Raw genomic sequence first — 25,235 nt, 5'->3', positions numbered from 1 at the left:
ATGTTGGTCATAACGGGAGGGAAGTGGGCTAGACGATCTATAAAGACTCCTCCAAGGAGGAGTACAAGATATACACCTCAGTCCGCCAGAAAGGCCCTTTTCGATATAGTGGACGTGAGCTCGAAGACCTTTCTTGATCTCTTCTCAGGAAGCGGAATAATTTCTTTTGAAGCATTGAGTAGAGGCGCAATAGATGTAACATCAGTTGATTCATCAAAGAAGGCATGTCAATCAATTCTCGAAAGCAAGAATGGACTTGATCCTTCAGCGGACTTGAAAATAGTCTGCTCCGACTTTCGCAGAGCCATCCCTTCCCTCGTAAGAAAGGGTGTTGAATTTGATATTATCTTTGCAGATCCCCCTTTTGATGAACAATATATTAAACCTCTTATTGAATTGCTAGAACAAAACTCTGTCGTTCTAAACTCTAGAAGTCTCCTGATAGTCGAAACTTCAAAGAGAGAAAGCGATTCTCTTGCAAGAACCGGTACTCTGTTTAGGCTTATCGATCAAAGAGAATATGCAGGGATAGTATTCTCGATCATGGTGAAGAAATGAAGTTCCTAGTTGAAGACTCTCTTACAAAGCTGGCGAAGAAGCTCCGGTTTCTTGGCTTCGACACCGAGATATGCTCAAGAAATGAGATTGAAGGAGCTGTCAGTAATCGAGACGTATTTCTTACCAAGAGCAGGAAAGCTCTCGAAATTGCAATGAGATTCAGGATCAGATGTTACCTTATCAAATCTGAGAACTGGAAGTCGCAACTGAAGTCGGTCGTTCACAGGTTCAGGATAAATTACAAAGATATCGATTTCCTCAGCAGATGTTCAAAATGCAACGGCGAGCTAGAAATAGCCTCTCTTGAAGATCTTTGCGGAGTACCGGACTATATACTACTTACAAAAGAGAGCTTCTCAAAGTGCAAGAAATGCGGTCATATCTACTGGGAGGGAAGTCATGTTGAGCACATGAGACTGATAATAGAGATTGTCGAGAAGTGGTGATTGAACTGAGAGGAACGGGGTTTGAAACATCTTCTGATGAGATAATCCAGAGAATACTGAAAAGAATAGCGCTGGAAATCTCATCGGAACCATCACTCTTTATTCTGGAGAAGTACCGGGATGTCTTCAAGGAAGTGAATTTCAGAGAAGGATTCACCCGTACAGGAAGGGAAATTGGATTGAATAAGAATCCCTTTCTGAGAGAACTAAACAAAGCTGAAGTGTTCGAGAAGGAGATAGTCCTTTCTACTCATCTCGAGGAACACAAGGAAAAGGTTAAGTTCATAGGTTTGTTTTGCGAGGGTGAACCGCTTGGCCTTTTGACCTTCCCTACAAAATCTAAAGTCAAAGGCTCACTCGGAAGCTGGATAAAGGAGCTAGAAATGGTTCTGCACTATTCAATCAAGAGATCGCTAGAAGAAGAAGGCTACAGGAGACTGAAGCTTGTCTCTCGATTGACTTCGGTTCTCGAAACGGAAACCGATTCGGAAGAGCTTGTATATAGATCTCTTGAAATTGCCAGAGAGATGTTAAGGGTTAGATGGATCTTCTTTCTTGAAAGGCTTGACACCTCATTTCACCTTAGGGCAGCGATTGGTGAAGGAACAAGTCCTTTACGAGGAATAGAGATGAGTATTTCCGATGAGCAACTTGATGTTCTCTCAAGAGAGAGGCTTTTTGTTTCAGCCAAGAAGTCGGATCTTTCATCAGTAATCTTCACAGAAGAAGTCTCCGTGGGTTCGTTCATAGCAGTTCCACTCTTGGTCGAGGGAATGGTAGTTGGATTGATTGTTGCTGCCGATAGAGAAGAGGTAGAAGGTGAATTCAGAGCTTACAAACACCTTGACAGAGAAGATTTGAAGATGCTTGATGATATGAGTAGAAGGATGGCATTTGCCATAAGTAGGTTAAGACTTACTTCTCGACTGGAAATAGAAGTGAGAAAACTCAGGCAGCTCGGAAAGAAGCATGAGGAACTAATAAGCGAACAGAAAGAGCAACTCTTCAAATTGAGCGTGCTTCACAAAATCACAGAGGCAATGAAGAGAAGCCTTGACAGAGAGAGAATAATTAGAATTCTTCTTATGGGCGCAACCCACTCCTCCGGACTTAAATTCGATAGAGCAATATTCTTCAGAGTGGATAACGCACGTTCTGTTCTTGTTGAAGAGAGCAAAATGCTCTCAAAAAGCAGAGAAAACTCGGACAGATCAGTGTATAGCGATCTAGCAAGATATCTTCAGGATGTGTCGCTTGAGGAATCTTCAAAAGATGAAAATGAATCTGGGGCGTTGATTTCTTACCCGGGTAATATCATCCTTGAGAGAGTAGTCCTGAGGAAGAAAATCGTTCATGTCACACCCGAAATGCTTAGGCTGAGAGGGGAAGAGTTGGCTCTTCTCAATAGGATCATCGGTTCAGATGAATACTTGATTGTTCCCGTATCCGGTGAAGAAAAAGTATTAGGAATTCTGATAATCGACAACAGTGATTCTGGAAAGAGAATCAGCAATGCCGATACGGAGATTCTCGGGTTGCTTGCCGACAGCACAGGGGTAGCTCTGGAGCTTACGGAGAACTACGAGAGAATTGTCCAAATGGCTGAGAGCCTTGAGAAGGAGAAAAACCTATCTAATTACTATCGTAGGTTTGTATCAAGTATTCTTCAGTCTCTCGAATCGGCAATAATCGTCTGTTCGGTTGAAGGCAAAATAACAGAGGTAAACAGAACCGCTGAGTTCCTTCTTGACGTCAATAGAAATGACCTTATCGGAAAGAGCATCCAGTCCATGAATTTGAAACTCGACGGTATCATCGAACTACTCTTTGACGCGATGAGAATTGGAGAGACGATTACTTTGACTGATCAGCATTTTAACGCTTTTGGCGACAAGTATTTCGATGTTCAAATAACACCCTTGAGAGAAGAGAGAAGAAAGAAGCTTACCGGTGTGATTCTATCTCTAGATGAAATAACTAGAAGAAGAAAGCTGGAACAGGAGTTGAAAAGCAGAGAAAAACTCGCTGCTCTCGGAGAAATGTCTGCCAAAGTTGCTCACGAAATCAGAAACCCCATCACGATAATCGGCGGTTTTGTTAAGAGGATTCTGGCCTCTTCCGACAGGGAAAAAACTAGAGAATATGCGAAGATACTTATGGACGAACTCCGTAGACTCGACAGCATAGTTGGAGAAGTACTAGAAGCCTCGCGAAGAAGGAGTGTAACAACGGACGAGGAGTTCGATCTCGTTTCCATAACACGCGAGATACTTGCCGGTTTTGAAGAAAAAGCCGACCAAGAAAGTGTTAAACTTGTTCTATACTCAAGAAAAGATAAAATTGAGTATTACGGCAACAAAGACAGGATTAAACAGGTAATAATTAACCTTGTTCAGAACGCTATTGAGGCTTCTGAAAGTGATGGTGAAGTACGGATAACTATTCAAGAAGAAGATGATAGTATAGACTTTTCCGTCTGGAATGGCGGAAGAACGATACCAGAGGAGACCTTGAAGCGTATCTTTGAGCCGTTCTTCACTACCAAGACCCTTGGCACGGGTCTAGGACTTTCGATATGCAAGAAGATTGTTGAGGAACACGGGGGAGAGATTTCCGCTTCAAGCGGAAGCGGAGGAACTAACTTCACTTTCAGGTTGCCGACTAGAAGAGTTGGGAGGTTTGATCTTGAAAAGAGTGCTGATAGTTGAAGATGAAAAGAACATGAGGCTACTCCTTGAAGAAGAGCTCAAGGAATCGGGATATGAAGTCGAGGGCTCAAGTAGCGCAGAAGAAGCTCTGAGCATCTTAAAGCAGGGAACATCGTTTGATCTCATTACTATCGATGTTGAAATGGAAGGGATAAATGGACTTGAGCTAGCCGGCATATTGCGCGAAAAATATCCCGATAAGAAGATCGTTCTTTTGACAGCGTATACACACTACAAACATGATCTCTCTTCTTGGGCCGCTGACGCGTATGTCGTTAAGTCACCCGATTTCTCGGAATTGAAGTCTCAGATCAAAAGACTCCTGGAAGAGAACTGAAAATTGGAGAAGGAGGAAGTTACATGCGTTTGAGAATCATCCCGCTTCTAATATTGCTTGTTATTACAGTTTCCCTTTTCGGATACTCGGTTAGACCAGGTGATCTGCTATCAATATCTGTTTATGGTTCAGGCGATCTTTCCAGCGAAGTACTTGTTGGTCCTGACGGTACCGCTTCTATTCCACCGCTAGGAAATATTGCTTTACTGGGAAAGACTCTCGAAGAAATCCAATCTTTGCTTTCTTCTCAGTTCTTAAATCAGGGCATCCTTACATCTAAACCACAGGTTACAGTATCTGTGAAATCATATGCACCATTCATGTTCTACATCCTTGGGGAAGTAAACAAACCAGGGGCGATAGAGTGGCATGAAGGCACGATCGGAATCTCTCAGCTTCTTGCCCTTGCTGGCGGGCTCCAGGATGGGGCAGATCTCTCTTCTGCCTTCGTTGTCTATAAGGATGGAACCAGAAAGCACGTCGATCTGTCTTCCATTTTGTCGGCAGGCGAAGCTTTGAAGGAGAAGATTACCGAAGGTTCAACCCTATACGTTCCAACGGGTACAAAAGCATGGATCTTGACTATGGGAGAGTTCAGGTCACCTACTCTAGTGAAATTCAATCCAGGCATTACGTTAACCCAGGTTATTGCTAAGTCGGGCGGCCTTGCCGAAACGGCCGACAAAGAAGAGATTCTGATCATTAGCGATGAATTCCAGGGCAACTCATCCTCAATAAACCTGAATAGTATACTATTTGGAAGAGTAAGCGACCCGGAAGTCCCCGCCGGGAGTATCGTAATAGCAAACGATTCTTCATCAAAATCCGTGAAACTTCTTGGTGAGTTCAACAACCCAACATCGCTACCATACCGTGAAACACTTACCCTTCTACAGGCAATTGGAGAGGCCGGCGGCCTAAGACAAACTGCATCAGAAGGATTGTACATTCTGAGAAGCGGCGTCGCGGTACCTGAGTCCTTTGAAGTCGATAAGCTCTTGAGCGGTTCAATCGAGGACGTGAAATTGAATCCGGGTGACACGGTCTTCGTTCCTCGTCTGCGAGAAAGGTTCGTCTATGTCGCTTCAGCATCATTCGGCGGAAAAGTAGAATTCAGCATCGACGAGAATCTTACTCTTGTAAATGCTCTGGTTAAGGTAGACCTATACGACCCATCTAGTCTCGATTCTGTCGTGATAGTTGAACCTTCTGGAAAACGTTATGACTCCATCGAAAAAGAGGATATGCTTCTCGAGGCAGGCTCGATGATTATTATGCCCCACGGAGAGAAGACGGTCTTTGTAACTGGAGAGGTTAGAAACCCAGGCTCTCTACCCTTTTCAAATTTCGAAGAAATCACTCTCAGTAGAGCAATTGCTAAGTCAGGCGGTCTTAGTGAAAAGGCAGGACTTGTCGAGGTTCTTATGAAAGATGGAACAAGGCTCTTGTCAATAGAAGAGGCCACTAGAAGCTCTCTGGTCCTAGAACCGCAATCTATCGTTCTTGTTAGGGAGAAAGAACAGCGATTTGTCTACGTTGTCTCTTCCACAGAGGGAGGAAGAGTCGACTTTCAAGAGAATGAAGCCTTCACCCTGAGAAACCTCCTTGCCAGAATCAATCTCCTTAATTTCAAGTCAAGCAAGTCCATTTCGATTATTAGTTCAAACGGTACTAATCTAGAGATCCCTGCCTCGGAGTTGGAAGAGAAGGATTACTTCCTTGAACCCGGCTCAATCGTAATTGTTCCTGACACCAGCACTTGGGTATACTTGTTTGGAGAAGTGGGAAGACCCGGAAAAATCGAGCTAGATGAAGATGACCTTCTCTTAACCAGAGCCATTAGCGCGGGTGGAGGATTTTCGCAAAATGCCGACATTTCTTCAGTACAGGTTCTTTCAGGAACGAAAATAATCGACATCGATCTCGATAGAGTTCTTAAAGGTCTTTCAATAGACCCAAAAATTGAGTATGACGATTTAATCTATGTTCCAAGAATCGACAACAGATTCGTGTACGTTATCTCCGACAACAGCGGAGGCAAAGTTGACTTCTCTTCGGGAGAGAAGATCACATTGAGAAACGCTCTGGCGAAACTAAATCTCGTAGAGATTTCCTCAGAGAAGGAAATAAGAGTGATATCTCCTGACGGCGGCGAAAGAAGGATTCCTATCAGTTCTCTAATAAAGACTGACTGGGAACTTGAGACAGGAAGTGTTGTGTTCTATCCGCAGGCAAGCAACGTGGCGAATGTTCTTGGGCGAGTAAGAAACCCCGGTACAATCACCCTGAAACCCGGTATCCCCTTCAACCTGGCTACCGTGATTTCCGCTGCCGGTGGTTTTGATGACTATGCTGACAGATACGGCATAACAGTAATTGACTCGAGAGCAGCCTCAATAACCGTATATACTATGGATGATCTATCGAAGGATACCCCTCCGTCTATTCCTGATGGAGCAACAGTCTTCGTGCCCGAGATAGAATCAAGATATGTGTACATTCTTGGTGGTGTAAAGGAGCCTGGGCTCAAATTGATTAGCAGAGAAGAACCGAATCCCACCCTGACAAAGCTAATAGCAATATCCGGAGGGTTAATCGATCCTCTATCAAAAAACGTTGAAATAGTTGAATCCGACCAACGCAAGAAACTTGACCTTCAGGCAGTTATAAAGGGCATATCACTTGATCCACAGATAACAAGTGGTTCAATAGTATACGTGCCCGAGACTTCAGAACGGTTCGTTTACGTTATCTCAAGAGAAAAAGGCGGGAGAGTTGACTTTTCTAGTAATGAGGAGATCACCCTTAGAACTGCCCTTGCAAAGCATAACCTGCTTGATTTTGACTCAAACAGTAGAGTAACTGTGATTCTCCCCGACGGAACAAGAAGAGAAAGACAGATCTCCGATCTCAAAGATAATGACATGGTACTTTCACCCGGATCGATAATCGTGTATCCCAACGTTCTCCGCCAGATATTTGTGGTTGGTGCGGTAAATAGCCCAGGATTAGTTCAGTTCGAACCAGGAGAAAAAGTTACATTGACTACTCTAATTGCAAGAGCTGGCGGGATGACGCCACTTGCACTCAGCAACAAGATACAGATAACAGATCCCTTTGGTAGAACTTCCACAGTAAGTGTTGACCCAATACTACTAGGAAAGGCCCTCGATCTTACGCTTGAAGATGGGTCCTTCGTATATGTACCAGTTTATGAGGCTGTTAGAGTGAATGTAATTGGAGAAGTTAGAAACCCGGGAATCGTCGAGTTTTACAAGAATGAGACCCCTAGCCTGATGCTAGCCATTTCCAAGGCCGGCGGTCTAACAAATAGGGCCGCTTCGAATATAAAGATCACAGATCAAGATAGAGAGATTCGCTGGTTCGATCTAATTGAAGGTGAAGACATTCATTTGTCGGCAGGTCAGACTGTGTATATTGCCGGAGATGACCGCTACGTTTATGTTAGCGGAGAGGTGAATTCTCCTGGCAAGTATGAGTTTTCCTTCGAAGAGGAGATCACTGTTCTCAGAGCACTTGCGAGAGCAGGAGGAGAGAAGATTACTGCTTCAGACCAAGTTAGGATTCTTATGCCTTCCGGAGAGATTCTCCCGATTAGTCTGGCTGAAGTCAAGAACGAAGGTAGAGACACGGTAATTGAAGCGGGAAGCACGGTTATCGTTCCAAGAAAGGTGATTAGGATAACTGTTCTGGGTGCAGTAAACAATCCAGGCCTCTACACATTTAGCGTAGATGAAAGCCATTCTCTTTCTGATGCAATAGCAAAAGCGGGCGGAATAGTTGACGAGAATCAGGTTGGAAAGATAGTAATTCATGATGGAAAATCCGTCAGCGAGTTCACCGCATCGGTTCTGCAAAAGCGAGGGGATCCTCTATCAGACAACTCATACATTTATGTGTCGAGCAAATCTTTGATATCAATCACAGTGCTCGGCGATGTAGTAAGACCTGGAAAGTACGAGATCAGCGGAGAAAAACCTTCATTGGCGACAGCGATTGCAGTTGCTGGAGGACTCGACAAATCAGTGACTACGCTCAGTCTTGTAGGAATCGATGGCACAATAAAGCTGGTAGATGCACTGAAGACCGAGGAACTGGCTAGAAGCTATGTTAAGGATGATGATACCATTGTTGCGCTAAGAAACTATGATTCATTCGTTACTGTCGTAGGAGACGTCAAGTCACCAGGCATATTCTCTGTTTCAGAATATGGGGAGCTTTCGCTTGCAGAACTACTGAGTCTTGCAGGGGGTCTTGCCAGCTTCGAAACCAGGGGCAGAATCTTCATCTCTTATTCCGGAAAGACTGAAGAAGTGATTACTACCCCGGAAGATTTCCTCACATTAACCAGAAGGATTGTCCCACCGGGGTCAACGATATATGTTCCTTATTCTGAACCCGCCAGAGTGTACGTCTTTGGCGAAGTGCAGAGACCGGGAGTTGTAAGGTTCTATGATGGCATAACGGCAATCGAGGCGGTCGTCGAGGCGGGAGGTCCCACAAGCTATGCAGTTTTAGGTAACGCGCTGCTGTTCCAGGACCCTGACAAACAGCCTCTGGTACTTGATCTTGATCAGCAGAAGGGGAAGCCTGCGAAAGGCAACGTTCCTTTGACGCCGGGAAACATCATTTTCGTTCCCCAGTCGTCTATCGTGAACATCAAAGACATCATGTCGATTGTTGCTTCATCGCTTAGCATAGTGAATTCGGCCGTCGGCATATTCAAGTGAGGTTGATCTGCATTGAATATCGACTCTCACTGCCATCTGCTCCCTGGAGTGGATGACGGTGTTGATAGTATTGAGGAGTCTCTGGCACTCCTTGAAGAAATGAAGCTCAAGGGGCTTCAGAGACTTTACTTGACACCTCACCTTTTTTCCCCGATGAGTCCTTCGGATCCTGAACAGATAGTGAAGAGATGGAACGAATACCATTTTGAACTGAACTCTCACTCAGTTGAAGTCTTGCTTGGCTCTGAGATATTCTTTAGACCAGAGATACTGGACGTCGATCTGATTACTATGGGTGGGTCAGACACTGTTCTATTGGAGCTTCCAACGCAGCGAAGACCTCACTATCTGTTTGAAGTGATCGAAAAACTGCAGGTCAAGGGATTAAGAATAATACTTGCTCATGTTGAGCGTTATGAATACCTTTTCAAAAAAGGCGGGTTGTTTTTTGGCAAGCAAGAGCTTACAGACGATATACTTAGGCTTAGAGACATGGGAGTTCTCTTTCAGGTAAACTGGAACAGTCTGGACAAGAATCCCAAGACTCGGGTTCTTATCAACGAGGGAATAGCCGAGATCATTGGAAGCGATAAACACAAGTCTGGCGACAACAGACTCTTCATAGATTTTCACGATGATCGATGTAGGTTTTTTTTGAACGATTACTATCTCTAGATGGAGGTGCTTTCGTGAGCGAGTTCGAGGGCAGCGATTATAGGGAACTAACTCTTGAAGACATTTTTAGAATGTTTAAGAAGCGAATGGTTCTCTTCGTTTCTATTGTACTTGCAGTAGTTGTTGTCACAGGCGTTTATCTCATTTTCGCTACGCCAATTTATGAAGCCAGCGTCACCATCAAGGTCGATCCAACCTCTCAATCATCTGTGGGGGATCTCTTTAGTAGTTCCCTTACAGGGAGCTCGGGATCGAATATCTCTACCGAAGTTGAACTTATTAAGAGCAGGACGAACATCGAAGAGATAATCGAAGTGCTCGGGTTGGTCGACAGAGTATATTCAGAAGAGACGAAGGCTCGGCTACTATCGGAAGGTTATTCGGACCGTGATCTAGTAGCTTCACTCACGCGAAGTATTTCATCAATGATAACTGTCTCACCTGTTAAGGATACCAGGATTGTCAGAGTCTCAGTTCAGAACAAGGACCCCGTTCTTGCGAGGGATATCGCCAATACCCTAGCCGAGGTTTACAATACCAAACTGGCAGAATTGTCAAAAAGAGACCTGACAAGAAAACGTGAATTCATTGAGGCACAGATCCCACTTCTGGAGAGCGATCTGAACGAGGCTACCGATAAGATAAAGCAGTTCAAAGAAGAAACAGGCATCTACGTACTCGACAAGCATGCCGATCAACTATTCCAAATGCTCAGCAACTATGACAAGCAACACAACGAACTGATGATCTCCGCTGAAGAGAAGAAAGCAGAAATCGAAACTTACCAGAGTATGCTCGACGATTTTGACAGCACTGATTCAAAGAGCATAAAGGCACTTTGGGTTCAAACATCTGAGAGTTTTTCCGTAAACCCCGTGCTTACCAGTCTAAGACAGAGCCTTGCAACTCTTCAAGTTGAGCTTGCTTCGCTGGAGGAGCAATATCCAAAAACTGACCCTAGAGTGAGATCGAAAATCACAGAGATTTCGAAGACTGAGAGTTTGATTGCAGAACAGATTCAAAACGAGTTCATAATCTCAGGCCAGGGCATGACCTTGAATCCTGCGTACCAGCAGATAATAACTGGCGTCATCAGTTCAGAAGCAGGATTTCAAATCCTTCAAGCTTCGATTCAGGCAGTCGGTCTTTTGAGGGACCAGTATCAATCTGAACTGAGAAACCTGCCGGCAAAGGAGCAACAGCTGCTCGATCTTGAGAGGCAGATAGCAGTTAAAGAGAGCCTCTACACCTTGCTTCTGGAGAGACTTGAGGAGGCAAAGATCAGTGAAGCTGCCGTAGTTGGAAACGCTGCAATTGTCGACCCCGCGACCGTGCCTCAGTCGCCGGTGAAACCCAACAAGAAACTATCTCTGGCCATTGGAGGAGTTTTGGGGATCTTTCTTGGAATGCTAATGGTCTTTCTTGCCGAGTACCTCGACAAAACTCTCAAGACAGAGGAAGAGATAGAACGTTTCAGTAGGCAGCCGATAATCGGAAGAATTCCGAGTATCGAAGGAACAAGCGAAGAAATGTATGTCGAGAAAAACCCGACCGCCCCTTCTTCAGAATCGATAAAGCTTGCAGCAAGCAATCTCTCTTTCACGATGGGCGAGGGAAAGACAGTGGCAGTTACATCGGTTCTCCCTACTGAGGGAAAGAGTTTTGTAATTGCAAATATCGCCTATTCAATGGCAAACAGCGGTCAAAGAGTAGTCCTCTTGGACCTTGATCTGCGTCGCCCCAGGGTCGAAAAGATACTTAAAGCTGGCAAGAGAACCAAGGGCGCGGTGGATGTGATAATGGGAACTGCCTCAATTGATGAAGTTGTCGAGAACTACGCTGAAAACATGGATTTCATAGGGGTGGGAAGCATTCCCCCGAATCCCACAATAGTCCTTTCGTCGAAAAGGATCGACACTCTCCTTTCTGAACTGAAGCAGAGATATGACAGGGTTCTGATAGATATGCCACCGGCGGTTGTCACTTCAGACGTTTCTTTGGTGGGAAACAAGTTAGACGGAATCGTGCTAGTTGTTAGGCCCGGAAAGGCAATAAAAGATGGCTTGAGAATAGTTGTGGAGAATCTCAAGACCGTGGGAGTGAAGATTCTTGGAGTAATAGTCAATGGAGTAGATGAGAAGAATTCAAGCTATTACTACCACTACTATTACTATTACAACGAAGAAGGAAAAAGAAAAAAGAGAAGGAAGAGGACCAGCAAGTAGATGTTTCAGGCAATAACGTTGCTTTTTGGCAAGCTATGAAGACAACATATTGAGAAGGTATCTCTTTGTAGAATTCTAATCTCATTTTTCGAGGTGGTCTTAATGACGGAGAAGAAACACCTAATAGACTTCGAAACCATTGTTTATCTGATTCTGACTCTGTTTATTCCTTTGTTTGTCACCAAGGGATTCACACACGAGCCTTCAACCGGAAAACATCTCTTCTACGTTGTCGGATTCACAGTAATCTTCCTTTCTGTGTTTATTAGGAAGAGAGAGGTTTTGATGCGGTTTGGGTACGTACATCTGGCCTTTTTCGGAATCGGAATCGCTGCCTTACTCTCGTTGATTGTGGTTTCGATGGACAATCCTCAGTACTTCAGGTACTCTTTGGAGATTGCTCTTTATGTTGTGTTCCTTTCCTTCACCGCGATCTATATTTCCAGTAAATGGGACTCCGTCGAGAAGATTGAAGTAATTATGCTGTTCTTCTTGATTGGAGCAGCCGTTGTCGCAGCTGATGCACTCCTTAACTTCTACCTGGGATTTGACATTTTTCTAGGCAAGGTCGGAGAACCTTTTGCAAGAGCCTCCGCTAGATCGACTATTGGAAACCCGAATTTCGTCTCTGATTACATGGGCATGACAATTCCTATGATCTTCTATTTCCTGATCTCCAGAAGACCACTCGGGATTCTGTTCAAGAGTGCAAGAAGTCAACTTATCCTTAAGATAATCATGCTGGTATTCTTGATTCCGATGGTAGCCTCTGTATTTGTATCACAGACGAGAACGGTAATAACTGCGATATTCATAGGCAATCTACTATTCTTGCTATTGTACTTCTTCTTGAGGAAAGGAAAGAAGCCAGAAGCTCTGGAAACCTCTGAAGAGAAGAAGTTGAAAAGACTCTCACTCATCTTTCTTCTGTTGGCTCTAGTAATCATAGCCGTATTGTCATATCTTTATCTCACACCATCTCCCCTGACCGGCGACGGAAAAATCAATATCACTGCCAGACTTGAATATGTATTAACTTCCTCTGGATCGTGGAAAGAGAGGTTCTCAGCATGGTACAACTCGCTTTTCCAGTGGCTCGATGATACCAATAAGCTGAGAATTCCTTTCGGGAGTGGAATCGGAACGTTTCAGCTGTATCATCTCTTATACAGTCCTCAAGTACTTAACCATAGTCCTGACTTCATGCCTGTATGGAATAATTTCAAGAGGACTCACAACGACTACGTCCAGGGTCTGGGAGAGATGGGAATCATCGGCCTCCTCTTCATTGTATTGATGGTCGGCCTACTGGTCTTCAGGTACGTAAAAAACTTGTTCAGAATAGACAATAAGAGGGATCTGCTGCTTTATGGCTCCCTGGGAGCGGGAATATTTTCCCTGGCAGTTCACAGTTTCTTTGAATTTCCTCTCCACATGCAGCCAAATCTTATGCTGGCCATCTTTTTGGGATCTATCGCCGTTGGAAAGTACTTCAATCCAGATCTGAAGGAAAGAAAGCTTCCAAGAGTTCCTGCTGTGATTGCCTTGTTCGCTATAGCCGCCGTACTGATCTTCCTGAAGACGTCGGCGTTTCTTGGAGAGGGCTTCTTCAGAATTGGACAAACTAACCAGCAGTATTATCTTGCTTACTATAATCAAGCACAGAACATCAATCTAAGTGCTCTTCAGCAAATCAAGAATGAGATCAGCACTTTCTCTGGCAACTACGCTCACCTGCAAGATGTCGCGAGTTATATGAATGTGAAGGGAAGCGAGATCCGATCGAAGTATCCTGGCGCCAATCAAATCGATCTTCTTGAGCTAGCTGAAAAAGAGAGACAGAGCGAGATCAGAAAACTATTGGATGAGATAAACAATCGAATAAACCAGTACAACTTCTATATTTCCAAGGCGGCGGAGTTCTATGATAAGGCATTAGCCGATTTCAAACTTTCAAACAGACTGTATCCCGTATTTGGCAAACCCTTATGGTATATTGCAGGCCTGGGAACAAAGGCACAGCGACTTGAGACAGCGAGAGACAACCCGGAGCTCATGAAATCGATTCTAACAGGGAAGGATGAGTATTCCTCTGACATAATACTTGAGTTCAAGGGAGATCCCGAAATAATTCCGGTTCATAGAACAAGCATTAGAACTCTTCCGTTCGCTGAGTTCTTCCAGAAGCACGCTTCGGTTTTCGACAATCCTGAACTTGTGTCGGGCTTACAGCTTTACTTCATTACACAGATTCAGATGATACTCGATGCTGCCGACTACTATGAATCATCTGTTATACTGTTCAGCGAGCGCCAGACGCCAAGGATTCTTGGCCGCCTATACACAAGCTTGAATAGCGAACTCAAGAAGTACTTCAACTTCATCAATTCTAGAGAAAGCACTGTGGTCTCTGCCTTTGGAGAAAGCGGAGAGTTCAGGCAGATAATCATAGATCTGGTATACGAAAGTGGTGATCGAGCAACTTACTGGTTTGATCTTGCGATCACTCTTCTTCCCGGCACATGGAACAGATACCCGGACTGGGAGGACATCTACATTGAATATTTGAACTCAATACCCTCGATTGTTGATTCTATAGATGCACAGAAACTGAAGATACTTGAGGTTGTCCGGAAACACGTATGGGCCTGTGAGAACATGGGACCGGCAACTCCAGACGAAACACTGCAATTCGCAGTACAGTGGGGCAGATCAAATCTATCTGGAGAAGAATTAAGTAGCTTCGAGCAAAATCTGAAAAATATTTACGAAAGAGTGGTCAATCTAAATAGGGATCTGATTGAGAAGACGCCCAATCTTCCAGAGAAAACCGTTGATCAGATACAAAGCTTAATCTCGCTCTTCGAAACGCTTTGAGTGATTTTCCCTGGTATACATTTAGCTAGGTAAATGATATAATACTTCTGGAGGTGTCCTGTGAAGAAGTTCTATGTTACCACGCCAATATACTACATAAATAGTGAGCCTCACATTGGCTCTGCCTATACTACAATAATTGCAGATGTAATTGCCAGATACAGGAGACTCTCCGGCTATGAAGTATTCTTCCTCACTGGCACCGATGAGCACGGTCAAAAGGTCTTGAATGAAGCGCTAACGAGAAATATCAATGCTCAGGAATACTGCAATNNCAATATAATGGCCGCCAAATTTAGAAAGCTCTGGAAAGATCTTGAATTGACGAACGATGGGTTCGTGAGAACTACTGATGAGAATCACATGAGAGCCGTGCAGGAATTCGTTTCACGACTAAAGGAAAACGGTGATATTTATAAGGGGAGATATGAAGGGTGGTACTGCATACCAGATGAAACTTTCTGGAATGAGGAAGATCTGAAGGAAGGAAAGACTTGCCCAGAATGTGGTCGCGAAGTGAAATGGGTGAGTGAAGAGAACTACTTTTTTAGACTTTCTAAGTACAATGATCCTCTTCTCAAACTCTACAAAGAGAACCCTGAATTTGTCCAACCGGATTTTAGAAGAAATGAAATGCTGAAAATTCTCGAATCCGGGCTGAAGGATTTAAGTATAACGAGAACGTCTTTCAATTGGGGGGTACCGATGCCTGACGATCCAGAACACGTGATTTATGTTTGGGTGGACGCGCTGATAAACTACTTGAGTGCAATCGAGTTCCCGAATGATCACGACTCCTTTGAACGGTATTGGCCCGCCGATGTGCATCTGATTGGAAAGGAGATAAATCGTTTTCACTCGATTATTTGGCCAGCTATGCTTATGTCTGCTGGAATCTCTTTGCCTAAGCAGGTTTATGCCCACGGATGGCTAACAATTAATGGTCAGAAGATCTCCAAGTCATTGGGAAACGCGATAAGTCCGATGACCTTTGTCAAGGTTTACGGTAACGACGCTCTGAGATACTACCTCCTAAGGGACATCCAGTTTGGTCGCGATGGCGACTTTTCCGAAGACAACCTTATTGGCAGGATCAACGCAGATCTTGCAAACGATCTGGGTAATCTTCTGCATAGAACAGTCGTTATGATTCAGAAGTTCAATGACGGAGTTGTTCCTGAAAGAGGCGTAGAAGAGATGGTTGATGAGTCCCTTAAAGAGCTTTCGGAAAGCACCTTTTCCACATATGTGGACTCAATGGATAGACTCAGGTTCACACAGGCACTTGAAAGTGTCTGGGAACTCATAAGATATGGTAACAAATACATCGATCTGACTGAGCCATGGAAGCTCGGGAAAGACAACGAAAAGAAAAAGAGACTAGACACTGTCCTGCACAATCTTGTTTGTGTTCTTGGAAATGTGTCGTTAATGATTGAACCGGTTATGTTCAATACTGCAAAGGAGATTCGAAAACGATTAGGTATTGAGTCGAGAATGACTCTTCAAGACCTTGACTGGGCCGATCCGTATTCTGGAAGTAGAGTCAGTCACGGTGAACCGATTTTTCCGAGAATTGACATAGAAAAACATAAGAAGGTGACAGATTTGAACGGTCAGGATACTAAGCCCGAAACTGAAAATAACGTTCTAATATCAATCGACGAATTCACCAGGGTTGAACTTAGGGTGGCGGCTGTAATTGAGGCGGAGAACGTTCCGAAATCCAAGAAACTTGTCAAGTTGCAGCTCGATCTAGGTGAACTTGGCAAGCGGCAGGTCGTAGCTGGAATCGCTCAATTCTACAGCCCGGAAGAATTGGTCGGTCTGAAGGTGGTGGTGGTCGCTAATCTTCAACCTGCAAAACTGATGGGGATTGAGTCAAACGGGATGCTTCTTGCCGCAAAGATAGGAAATGCGCTTTCACTGCTAACTGTTCATAAGGATCTGCTTCCAGGCGCCAAAGTCTCATGACAAGTAGAGGAGGAATAAGTCTTTGCCCGAAGAAATTATCCACAAGAATATTGATGATGAACTGATTAATTCATACATGCTCTACTCTATGAGCGTTATAGTAGGGAGAGCGATTCCGGATCTGCGCGATGGTCTGAAACCTGTTCAGAGAAGGATTCTTTTCGGGATGTCGGAATTGGGTCTTCGCCATAATCAGAGTTTCAAGAAAAGCGCTCGTATAGTCGGAGAAGTCATGGGAAAGTTCCATCCCCACGGCGATGCTGCCATTTACGACGCTCTAGTGAGAATGGCTCAACCATTCTCTATGCGTTATCCTCTTGTCGAAGGGCAGGGCAACTTCGGATCAGTCGATAGAGATCCTCCTGCTGCAATGAGGTATACCGAAGCACGAATGCAAACTCTTGCAGAAGAATTGCTTCAGGACATCGATAAGAGCACCGTACCGATGATGCCGAATTTCGATGGGTCTCTTTCAGAACCTGATGTGCTTCCTACGAAAATCCCAAACCTACTCCTGAATGGCACTTCTGGAATTGCCGTGGGAATGATGACGAGCATACCACCACACAACCTAATCGAAATCGTTGATTCCCTAAATCTGCTGATAAAGGATCCAGATTGTACGGTTTCCGATCTCTTGAAATTCGTGAAGGGACCGGATTTTCCTACTGGCGGAATGATAATGGATGCTGGATCCATCCCTTCAATATATGAGGAGGGGAAAGGAAGAATCACCGTTAGAGCTATTGCCGAGATTGAAGAGTCAGGTGGAAGTCCTCAAATAGTTGTCCATGAGATACCTTACAACACATCGAAGGCAGATCTAATTCAGCAGATAGTTAGCGCAACTCAGAACCACCGCGACCTTCAGATAAGAAACATAAGGGATGAGTCCGATCAAAAAGGGCTCAGGGTAGTTATTGAACTGAAACGCGGTGCCGATCCTAACGTAGTCCTTAATCTTCTTTTCAAGCATACACAGCTTCAAACAACCTTTAGCGTGAACATGCTGGTTATCGACGAGAAGAAGCGCCCAAGAGTAATGAATCTTAAGCAAATACTTCAGGGCTTTCTTTTTCACCGGTTCAATGTAATTAGAGCAAAGACTGAATACGATCTTGAGCAAGCATCCAGAAGAGCTCACATTGTAGAGGGGCTGACGAAGGCGACAAGATCTATTGATACAGTTGTAGACATAATAAGGAATTCGGCTAATACGGAAGAGGCATCCAGGAATCTGATGGAAACACTTGAAGTAACTGAGGAGCAAAGCGCCGCGATTCTAGACATGCGAATGGGTAAGCTTACAGGAATGGAAATCGAGAAGCTTCTCGGTGAGTACAGGGATTTGGTAGCCAAGATCAACGAGTACAGATTGATTCTAGGAAGTGATGAAAAGGTCTATGAGATCATTGTTAAGGAGCTCGATGAAATAAAGACCAAGTACGGAGATGCTAGACGCACTAGGATTGATTTGGGCAATGGAAGGGATTTTGACATCGAAGACATGATTCCGGATGAAGAGATCGTCTTGATGGTAACAAAGAAGGGGTACATAAAATCTACACCTCTTGAAAGTTACAGAAAGCAAGGGCGTGGTGGCAAAGGCGTCATCGGAGTAAGAACGGGCGAAGAGGATTTCGTTGTCAACATTCTTACAACAACCAGGCTTAGCAAGACAGTTATCATCACATCAAAGGGAAAAGCATACGTACTTAGCAACCACATCATCGATCACTCTTCGAGAGACTCAAAGGGAAAGCTTCTCGCCAACTACATCAAGATCGATCCCGATGAGAACGTACAGGCAGTCCTTTCAACGAGAAAGGAAGAGGTTCAAGGAAAGCATCTGGTTATTACCACTAGATCTGGCAAGATCAAGAAGACGGTATTCGAGGCCTTCCTGAATGTGAGGGTATCTGGAATTAGGGCAATCGGTTTGAACGAGAACGATAGGGTGATAGATGCTTCACTTGCATCAAGGGAAGATGATACCATTATTATTTCAACAAGGAACGGTATGGTAACTAGATTTCCGCTTGTACAGGTACGTGCAATGGGAAGAGGAGCAGCAGGAGTTATGGGCATAAGACTGAAGAAGAATGACGAGGTCGTTGGAGCCAGCATCGTTTCTGCTGACGACAAAAGATTCCTCCTGACAACTACAGAAAAGGGAGGAGGAAAGAGAACCTGCATTTCCGAGTATAGATGCCAGAATCGTGGAGGCATGGGTGTAAAGAACATCTACGGACTCGAGAAGATCGGTCCTGTTGTCGGAACTCTCGTAGTGACCAGCGAAGACGAGATTATTCTTGCGACCAAGTTGGGCATGTCAATAAGAATTCCTATCTCACAAGTTAGACCGACCGGAAGAATAACCAAGGGAGTTAGGATAGTGGACCTAAAAGAAAACGATACCGTCGCTACGATGGCAGTTGTCGTTGATTAGTAACCCAGCCAAGAATAGGGGGTGTAATGAATTGACTCTGACCGAGAAACAAAAGAAGATCCTGGAGTACATTGAGAATTTCATTAAGCTCTATGGTTACCCGCCTAGCATAAGAGATATCTGCAGAGACTTTGAAATATCTTCTCCAAGGGGAGTGGCAAAGCATCTTGAGTCACTTGAGAAGAAGGGTTACATTGAAAGAACCGGCGTTTCTCGAGGAATAAGAGTCTTGAAGAGTCCTGACGGCTCATCGCTTGAACCTGGCGAAGATGTTGTCATGCTCCCTGTTATTGGTAACGTAGCAGCGGGTGAGGCTGTCCAAGCTGTCCAGACTGAGGAAGAGAAAATTCCTGTTCCTTTGTGGATGATAAGAAGAGGTTTTGAATACTACATGCTGAAAGTAACCGGAAACAGCATGATTGACTCTCATATCATGAGCGGTGACTTTGTTATCATTAGAAAACAGGAATGGGCTAATAACGGTGATATTGTTGTGGCCCTAATAGACGACGAGTATGCTACCCTTAAGAGATATGAGAACGAGGGACCTAAGATTAGGCTGGTGCCTTCAAACCCGGAGATGCTTCCAATTGTCGTTGAAGCAAACAGGGTGAAAATCCAGGGACGGCTTTCCGGTGTACTCCGCTGGTACAAATAGCAAAGCCATTTCTAAGGAGTATGAACATGAAAATCGCAGTTGCTTCTGATCACGCTGCCTATCAGCTCAAAGATTTCGTTGTAAACTACATCAGAGAAAAGGGGCATTCAGTGGTCGACTTCGGTCCTGAATCTGGTGAACGATCTGTTGATTACCCAGACTATGCTGATAAGGTATGTAAGTCGGTAACCACCGGAGACTCCGACTTCGGTGTTTTACTATGTGGGACTGGAATTGGCATGTCGATTGCCGCAAACAAATATCGGGGTGTTCGCGCTGCTCTTTGTCTATTTCCGGAAATGGCCGAACTTGCCAGAAGACACAACCACGCTAACGTTCTCGTGCTGGGTGGAAGGTTGATAGGCAGCGAACTCGCCGGTTGGATAGTGGAAGCTTTTCTCACTTCAACTGAAGAGGGCGGACGTCACCAGGTCAGAGTGGACAAGCTTGAGACTGGACCTTCCGGGGACAGGGTGAATGGAAATTGATAACTTACTATGACAGAAGACATCTCTTTCATCTACCTATGAAAGAACTGGAAGACGGTCTTTGGATCGAAAATCCGGACAAACCTGAAAGGATAGAGGCAATCCGCAGCACGCTGGAGACCGCGGGCTTTCGTATTAGGGAACCAAGGGATTACCACTGTTCTCATCTTTATCAGGTGCATACACCAGAATACGTTGAATGGTTAAGAGAAAAGAGTCTCTCAGTATCAAGAGACAGAGAGTACTTCCCCGAGGTCTTTGGATATGACAAACTCTTCGATACTGGCACGCCGGTCACCTCGGGTTGCTATGTTGGAGGGCTTGCTGCCGTTTCCACAGCCTTAAACGCCGTCGATTCAATCCTCGACAGTGAGAGTGTTTCCTATGCTCTTTGCCGACCCCCAGGACATCATGCCGGTATATCGACTGGTGGAGGATACTGCTACTTCAACAATGCAGCAATTGCCGCGCGATACTACCAAAAACACACTAGAGGCTTCGTTGCAATTCTTGACGTCGATTTCCATCACGGAAACGGAACTCAGGAGATCTTCTACTACGACGACACGGTATTCTATGTCTCCATTCATGGCGATCCAAAGATATTCTACCCCTGGATAAGCGGCAACTCTTGGGAGATTGGTTCCGATTCGGGCGAAGGCTTCAACATGAATTTCCCTCTTCCGGGTGGCACAGAGGGACCTGAATACATGCGAACTCTTTCGAAAGCACTTCAGGAAATCGATGATTTTTCCCCTGACTTGCTTATTATTTCTCTTGGAGTTGACAGCCACAAAGACGACGGGATAGGCCATTTCAGTTTGAACAATGAGGACTTCTCAATGATGGGGAAACTCATACAGGAAGTTGATGTTCAAAAGCTTATTGTACAGGAGGGTGGCTACAACCCTGTTGCGAACTCAGAATCTGTGCTTAACTTTTTGACTGCAGTAGTTTAACCTTGACTCACCAATAAAGAAAGCGCGGCTAAAGCCGCGCTTTCTTTATCTTCTTAGAATGCAGGCCCAAAACCAAAGAAGGGAGTTCCATAATACGGCTTGCCATACTTGGAATTCTGTTCAGCAAGGCTCGTGTTGTATCCGTAACCAAGACGAACCAACCCAATCATTGGAATTGATATATCTATGCAAAGACCAAAGTCAGCAAGAAAATTTCCTCCGATTATGTCCCCGCCCGAACTGTTCCGATAGAAAAGCAAGTCGCCGAACCCAACTATGTCAACAGGTATTGACGATGTTTCCGGTGTCAACGGATATCTCAGCTGGGCAGAACCGACAGTTACACCGTAGGAATTCTGACCGATGCTCTGAGAACCCCTTACCCTAATGAGAGAGTCCGGGCTAAACAGATAGTTTCTGAAGACACCGTTTGAAGAGAGCGGGAAAAGCTGCTGCGTTCTTATTCTGAAGCCAAGAACTGGATCTCCTATTGACATGAAATTCTTGTACTCTGCATATCCCGAAAGGAACAGTTTGTCGTCCTTCCCAAGGATACCTCTAGCAGTGAGGCCGGCAAGATACTCACTTCCCATTGTCGGCCTTAGGATGTCATCTCGGGTAGAGAGCTGATAACTTATCCCAGTAAACAGCCCGTCAAAGCTTTCCGAGACGCTCCCAGTATCGTCGCCAGTCGCAGGCTTGGTCTCTGTAGAAACCTTGCTCTCTGACATAATATACTCATACCCCGCAGTGAACCCAATTTTCTGTCCGGGTGACAGCTTGTAACTTGGAGTAAATGAGAACATGAACTCTGTATCCTGAGAAGCTTTGGTTACTATGGTATCGGTGGAATCGATTGTTGTCGTAAATCCAGTAAATTTCAGTCTGAAGGCCGTGTCCAAGTCAAGCCTGGAACCACCGATCTTGGGAATCGAATAGCCTACAGTGGCATCAAAGGCAGGTCTTCTCGTTGTTGTTTCCGTGGCTCCTTCAGTCACAAAAACTTCTTTGTTGTTGGGCATTGGAACGGTAACACTGAACGTAGTTGAGATATTCTGACCATAACCCCACACATTGAGCAGTCCGAGATCAAGATAAAGATTCAGACCATTCTGCCATCCTCCGCCGCCACCAATCCTGTTGTTTTTATCGGTTTCCATAAGTGTGATCTTCACATCCAATGCATCGCTACCTACAGGAACAGGAGCAATATCCACTTTCGAGAAGTAACCTGTGTTGTTTAGGAAGGCATATGTGTTTCTAAGCTCATCCAAGGACAAAACCTTACCCTTCTCAATGACGATTTTGTCATTGATGAGATAATCCTGAGTCTTCTTTGGACCATCAAATTCAACTGTTACATCTCTCACCAAAGGCTCAGTTATCTTCAGACTGAAGAAGCCGATTTTTTCATCAATTACCGGCTCAATTCTCATAAAGGGATAACCCCTATCGGTGTATAAGTCTTGAACTGCCTGAATTGCCTTTGTCGCAATCTCGTTGTCAACCATCTGACCTTCAGCAAGACCGGTCTGTCTAAGGATTTCTCCTTTCTGCAAGTTAACGCTCCCCTCAATAAAGACACTTCTCAATTCGAATCCCGATTTTACATACTCTATCGGCGTGAAAGTGATACTCATTGATAATGCGCTGCTTTCCCTAACTTCATCGGGAAGCGTCACCTGTCTCACGCTTTTCAGGGCGTTATTCAATGTCACGATCATCGCCTGATAAGTTCTGTCATCGAATCCCCACTGTCCGTTTGAATTAGCATAATAAGTGGAGTAAATCGTCTGAACGACTCTGTTAATGTCTTCGACTCTTGGAACATACTTTTTCTTAGAATTGACCCATCTAATCAGGATCGAAGTATCGTAATACTTTTTCAAATAATCTATCTCCAATCTACTAAGGAGATAGGATTTAGCTTCATCCGATATTGGAGCATCGATCGAAAGCTCCCACAGGAAAGAGATTTTAACTGTAAAAGTGACCTTCACCTTATCAGTAACATTACCTGAAAAAATGTCGGCTCTGTCTTTATCGGTCTCCCACTCTACCCGTACAAACGGTTCTATATAACCGCTTTCAGCCAGTTTGCTCTCTATTGCTTCTAGGGTTAAGGGAATATCATACATCAACCTTGAAGGATTCATAGGTTTGCCACTCTTGATAACTGAAGCAGCTTCGAGTAGAGATGTTTCAACGATTTTCGGACCGTCGAAAACAACTGAAACCTCTACAACAGGGTACTCTTTGACCTGAACTGTCAGAAGTCTGGATGCTTCATCGAAGCTGTGATAAACATCGGAAAAGTAACCACTGTTCTTCACTCTCTCTATCGCCTCTTCAAGTTCAGAACCGCTTATTTCCTTTCCACGCTGAATGTTCAGAATCTCTAGAACTTCGTTGTCTGAGATCACTCTGTTGTCAAGAACAGCGATCCTTGACGGAACGATGCTTGCCAAACCAAACCCACATAGCAAAAGCATACTGAGAATAATCGATAATCTTCTAATGGACATCCGATAAACCTCCCAATGAAATTTCTGCCTCCTGAAGAATTTCAAGAATCATCTTCATTTTGACTGGAAAAACGAAACAGTCGTTCCCCAGAACTTCTCTGAATTGAGCCGAGGAGAAAGAATAACCATCTTCATCTAGAACTCTCTCTATTGTCCAGTCTACATTTTCTTTCATAGTAATCACAGCAAATAGAGTCGATGGGACATCACCTACAGGCTGGCAGTCGACACTTGAAAGAATGAACAGTGCGCTAACCTCTGTACCAATCCCAGGCTCTGAACGAATTTCGAAGTTGCCTCCCGTAGATTCAGCTGCAAACTTCAACATCGGCAAGCCTAATCCGAACTTGACTTTCTTTTTCTTTTCCGTATAGAAAGGATCCATGACTGCTTCCAAAGATTGAGCATTAATCCCCTTACCCCAATCCACAACCGAGAAAAAGAGAGTCTCTTCCTTCCTTTCTTCGATCGTTAACTTCGCTGTTTTTGTTCCAGAATCTACTGAGTTCTGAGCAATATCCAGTATATGGTCGCAGATTGTTCTCAGTCCCATATTATACTCAACGCCCTTCCTGAGGAAAAAATCGCAGCTTTGAACTCCTCGAAGCTTCTTGTGCTGGCCGAAATTGACACCGTGGGCTTGATTAGGTCTAAACTGTGTGCATCACTTGAATGTATAATGTTTTTCGTCTGCAGCCCCCGCTTCAGAGTCCGTTCAAAAGAAATCTCCATGGGCACTTCTATACATTCTTCTGGTACAAGTCCGAGCTGCACAATGAGACCCATTTTCCTATCAATATGAGCCATTACTGAAATCCCACCATTCTCTTCTACAGTCTTAAGAGTCTCAGAAATGCTCAGAGAAGCTGGCTGTCCAAGCCAGATTTCCTCCATACCTACAAAAGAATCATTCTCATCAACCAACAACTGATAACCAGATATCTCAGGGTCTATCGTAACTATCGGAAGCTTCTCTCTCTTAAGAAATGCAGAATACCCTTCTGCTGACGAAACATCTGGAAAATATGCTAATACGTGAACATCCTCAAGTGTGTGTACTTCTACGCCGGGGATCACGGAAACCCCCACTTCTTGAAGAACACTGCTGAAAACTCTAACGTTACCCGCACTGTTATGATCCGTAATAGCAATCCAATCGATCCCTCTTGATACACATACTTTTGCAATCTCGCCTGGCGTCATTGTAATTTCGGCACATGGAGAGAGACAGCTATGAATGTGAAAGTCACAAAGAAACTGCAAAACACTTCAGCCCTTCAAACCACTCTCTATTAGCCTGTAAGCAAGATCGAAGGTAGTTTCTTCGCTTTCCATAAGGACGATTCCCGTTTCCTCGGCCTTTCTAATAGTCGCGGCGTCGAAGTGAAGACCATTACACAACACAATTGCTTTGACCCCTACAATAGTGGCAACTGCCAGAATATTCATATGAGACTGAACAGTCAACCAGATAGAATTCGATGGGGCATTTCCCATTACGTCGCTAAGCAAGTCTCCAATGTAAGCATCCGATATGTCAGCCTCAAGAGGTAAGTCTGTGACTACTTTTGTCCCACATTTGTCAACCAGTTCGCTCAATCTCAT

General features: G+C 44.5%; 17 protein-coding genes. 13 read left to right on the top strand and 4 right to left on the bottom strand.

All coding sequences use genetic code 11. The features are described from left to right. The 13 genes from rsmD to B3N33_RS09975 all read left to right on the top strand — a co-directional run bounded on the left by rsmD (nucleotide 1) and on the right by B3N33_RS09975 (nucleotide 21,105). The gene (rsmD, locus tag B3N33_RS10035) at nucleotides 1-558 is read left to right on the top strand and encodes a 16S rRNA (guanine(966)-N(2))-methyltransferase RsmD (RefSeq protein ID WP_214060389.1); all 558 of its coding nucleotides are present in this window, start codon (nucleotides 1-3) and stop codon (nucleotides 556-558) included. Continuing rightward, complete coding sequence (locus tag B3N33_RS10030; RefSeq protein ID WP_292590355.1) at nucleotides 555-1,004, top strand: Mut7-C RNAse domain-containing protein; 450 nt, start codon at nucleotides 555-557, stop codon at nucleotides 1,002-1,004. Before rsmD ends, B3N33_RS10030 begins: the two co-directional genes overlap by 4 nt. Beyond that, the gene (locus tag B3N33_RS10025; protein WP_292590354.1) at nucleotides 1,001-3,712 is read left to right on the top strand and encodes a GAF domain-containing sensor histidine kinase; all 2,712 of its coding nucleotides are present in this window, start codon (nucleotides 1,001-1,003) and stop codon (nucleotides 3,710-3,712) included. Before B3N33_RS10030 ends, B3N33_RS10025 begins: the two co-directional genes overlap by 4 nt. Further along, nucleotides 3,690-4,049, top strand: a complete 360-nt coding sequence (locus B3N33_RS10020) for a response regulator (RefSeq protein ID WP_214060387.1) — start codon at nucleotides 3,690-3,692, stop codon at nucleotides 4,047-4,049. The genes B3N33_RS10025 and B3N33_RS10020 overlap by 23 nt, the downstream gene beginning before the upstream one ends. Nucleotides 4,050-4,072: 23 nt before the next feature. Further along, complete coding sequence (locus B3N33_RS10015) at nucleotides 4,073-8,800, top strand: SLBB domain-containing protein (protein ID WP_292590353.1); 4,728 nt, start codon at nucleotides 4,073-4,075, stop codon at nucleotides 8,798-8,800. 12 nt (nucleotides 8,801-8,812) lie between these two features. Then, complete coding sequence (locus B3N33_RS10010; RefSeq protein WP_214060328.1) at nucleotides 8,813-9,475, top strand: CpsB/CapC family capsule biosynthesis tyrosine phosphatase; 663 nt, start codon at nucleotides 8,813-8,815, stop codon at nucleotides 9,473-9,475. Between the two features lie 14 nt (nucleotides 9,476-9,489). Continuing rightward, complete coding sequence (locus B3N33_RS10005) at nucleotides 9,490-11,700, top strand: GumC family protein (RefSeq protein WP_292590351.1); 2,211 nt, start codon at nucleotides 9,490-9,492, stop codon at nucleotides 11,698-11,700. A 102-nt stretch (nucleotides 11,701-11,802) separates the two neighbouring features. Next, nucleotides 11,803-14,577 carry an O-antigen ligase family protein gene (locus B3N33_RS10000; protein WP_292590350.1) on the top strand — a complete coding sequence of 925 codons (2,775 nt, stop codon included), beginning with the start codon at nucleotides 11,803-11,805 and terminating at the stop codon, nucleotides 14,575-14,577. Nucleotides 14,578-14,637: 60 nt separating this feature from the next. Further along, nucleotides 14,638-16,551 (top strand): methionine--tRNA ligase, encoded by a 1,914-nt coding sequence (gene metG / locus B3N33_RS09995; RefSeq protein ID WP_292593229.1) that lies wholly within the window; start codon nucleotides 14,638-14,640, stop codon nucleotides 16,549-16,551. Between the two features lie 22 nt (nucleotides 16,552-16,573). Next, on the top strand, nucleotides 16,574-19,000 hold the full coding sequence (gene gyrA, locus B3N33_RS09990; protein ID WP_214079209.1) for a DNA gyrase subunit A: 2,427 nt from the start codon (nucleotides 16,574-16,576) through the stop codon (nucleotides 18,998-19,000). Nucleotides 19,001-19,031: 31 nt separating this feature from the next. Continuing rightward, nucleotides 19,032-19,658 (top strand): transcriptional repressor LexA, encoded by a 627-nt coding sequence (lexA, locus tag B3N33_RS09985; RefSeq protein WP_099828772.1) that lies wholly within the window; start codon nucleotides 19,032-19,034, stop codon nucleotides 19,656-19,658. 26 nt (nucleotides 19,659-19,684) lie between these two features. Next, the gene (gene rpiB, locus B3N33_RS09980; protein WP_292590346.1) at nucleotides 19,685-20,146 is read left to right on the top strand and encodes a ribose 5-phosphate isomerase B; all 462 of its coding nucleotides are present in this window, start codon (nucleotides 19,685-19,687) and stop codon (nucleotides 20,144-20,146) included. Beyond that, nucleotides 20,143-21,105: a histone deacetylase family protein gene (locus B3N33_RS09975; protein ID WP_292590344.1), complete on the top strand. Its 963-nt coding sequence runs from the start codon at nucleotides 20,143-20,145 to the stop codon at nucleotides 21,103-21,105. The genes rpiB and B3N33_RS09975 overlap by 4 nt, the downstream gene beginning before the upstream one ends. A 53-nt stretch (nucleotides 21,106-21,158) precedes the next feature. Here the strand turns inward: B3N33_RS09975 and B3N33_RS09970 are convergent, their stop codons facing one another. From B3N33_RS09970 to B3N33_RS09955, 4 genes are read right to left on the bottom strand one after another with little or no spacing between them, the layout of a single operon-like run. Next, complete coding sequence (locus B3N33_RS09970; protein WP_292590343.1) at nucleotides 21,159-23,630, bottom strand: POTRA domain-containing protein; 2,472 nt, start codon at nucleotides 23,628-23,630, stop codon at nucleotides 21,159-21,161. Further along, nucleotides 23,620-24,183, bottom strand: a complete 564-nt coding sequence (locus B3N33_RS09965) for an ATP-binding protein (RefSeq protein ID WP_292590342.1) — start codon at nucleotides 24,181-24,183, stop codon at nucleotides 23,620-23,622. The genes B3N33_RS09970 and B3N33_RS09965 overlap by 11 nt, the downstream gene beginning before the upstream one ends. Then, on the bottom strand, nucleotides 24,174-24,893 hold the full coding sequence (locus tag B3N33_RS09960; protein ID WP_292593227.1) for a PHP domain-containing protein: 720 nt from the start codon (nucleotides 24,891-24,893) through the stop codon (nucleotides 24,174-24,176). Before B3N33_RS09960 ends, B3N33_RS09965 begins: the two co-directional genes overlap by 10 nt. Before the next feature lie 6 nt (nucleotides 24,894-24,899). Then, complete coding sequence (locus B3N33_RS09955) at nucleotides 24,900-25,235, bottom strand: iron-sulfur binding hydrogenase (RefSeq protein WP_214060629.1); 336 nt, start codon at nucleotides 25,233-25,235, stop codon at nucleotides 24,900-24,902.

The organism is Mesotoga sp. UBA5825 (genome assembly GCF_002432955.1).
In the GTDB taxonomy this organism is placed as follows: Bacteria; Thermotogota; Thermotogae; order Petrotogales; family Kosmotogaceae; genus Mesotoga.
Note: the sequence above shows the minus strand (reverse complement) of the source record. Positions and strands in the feature narration are given on the sequence as shown.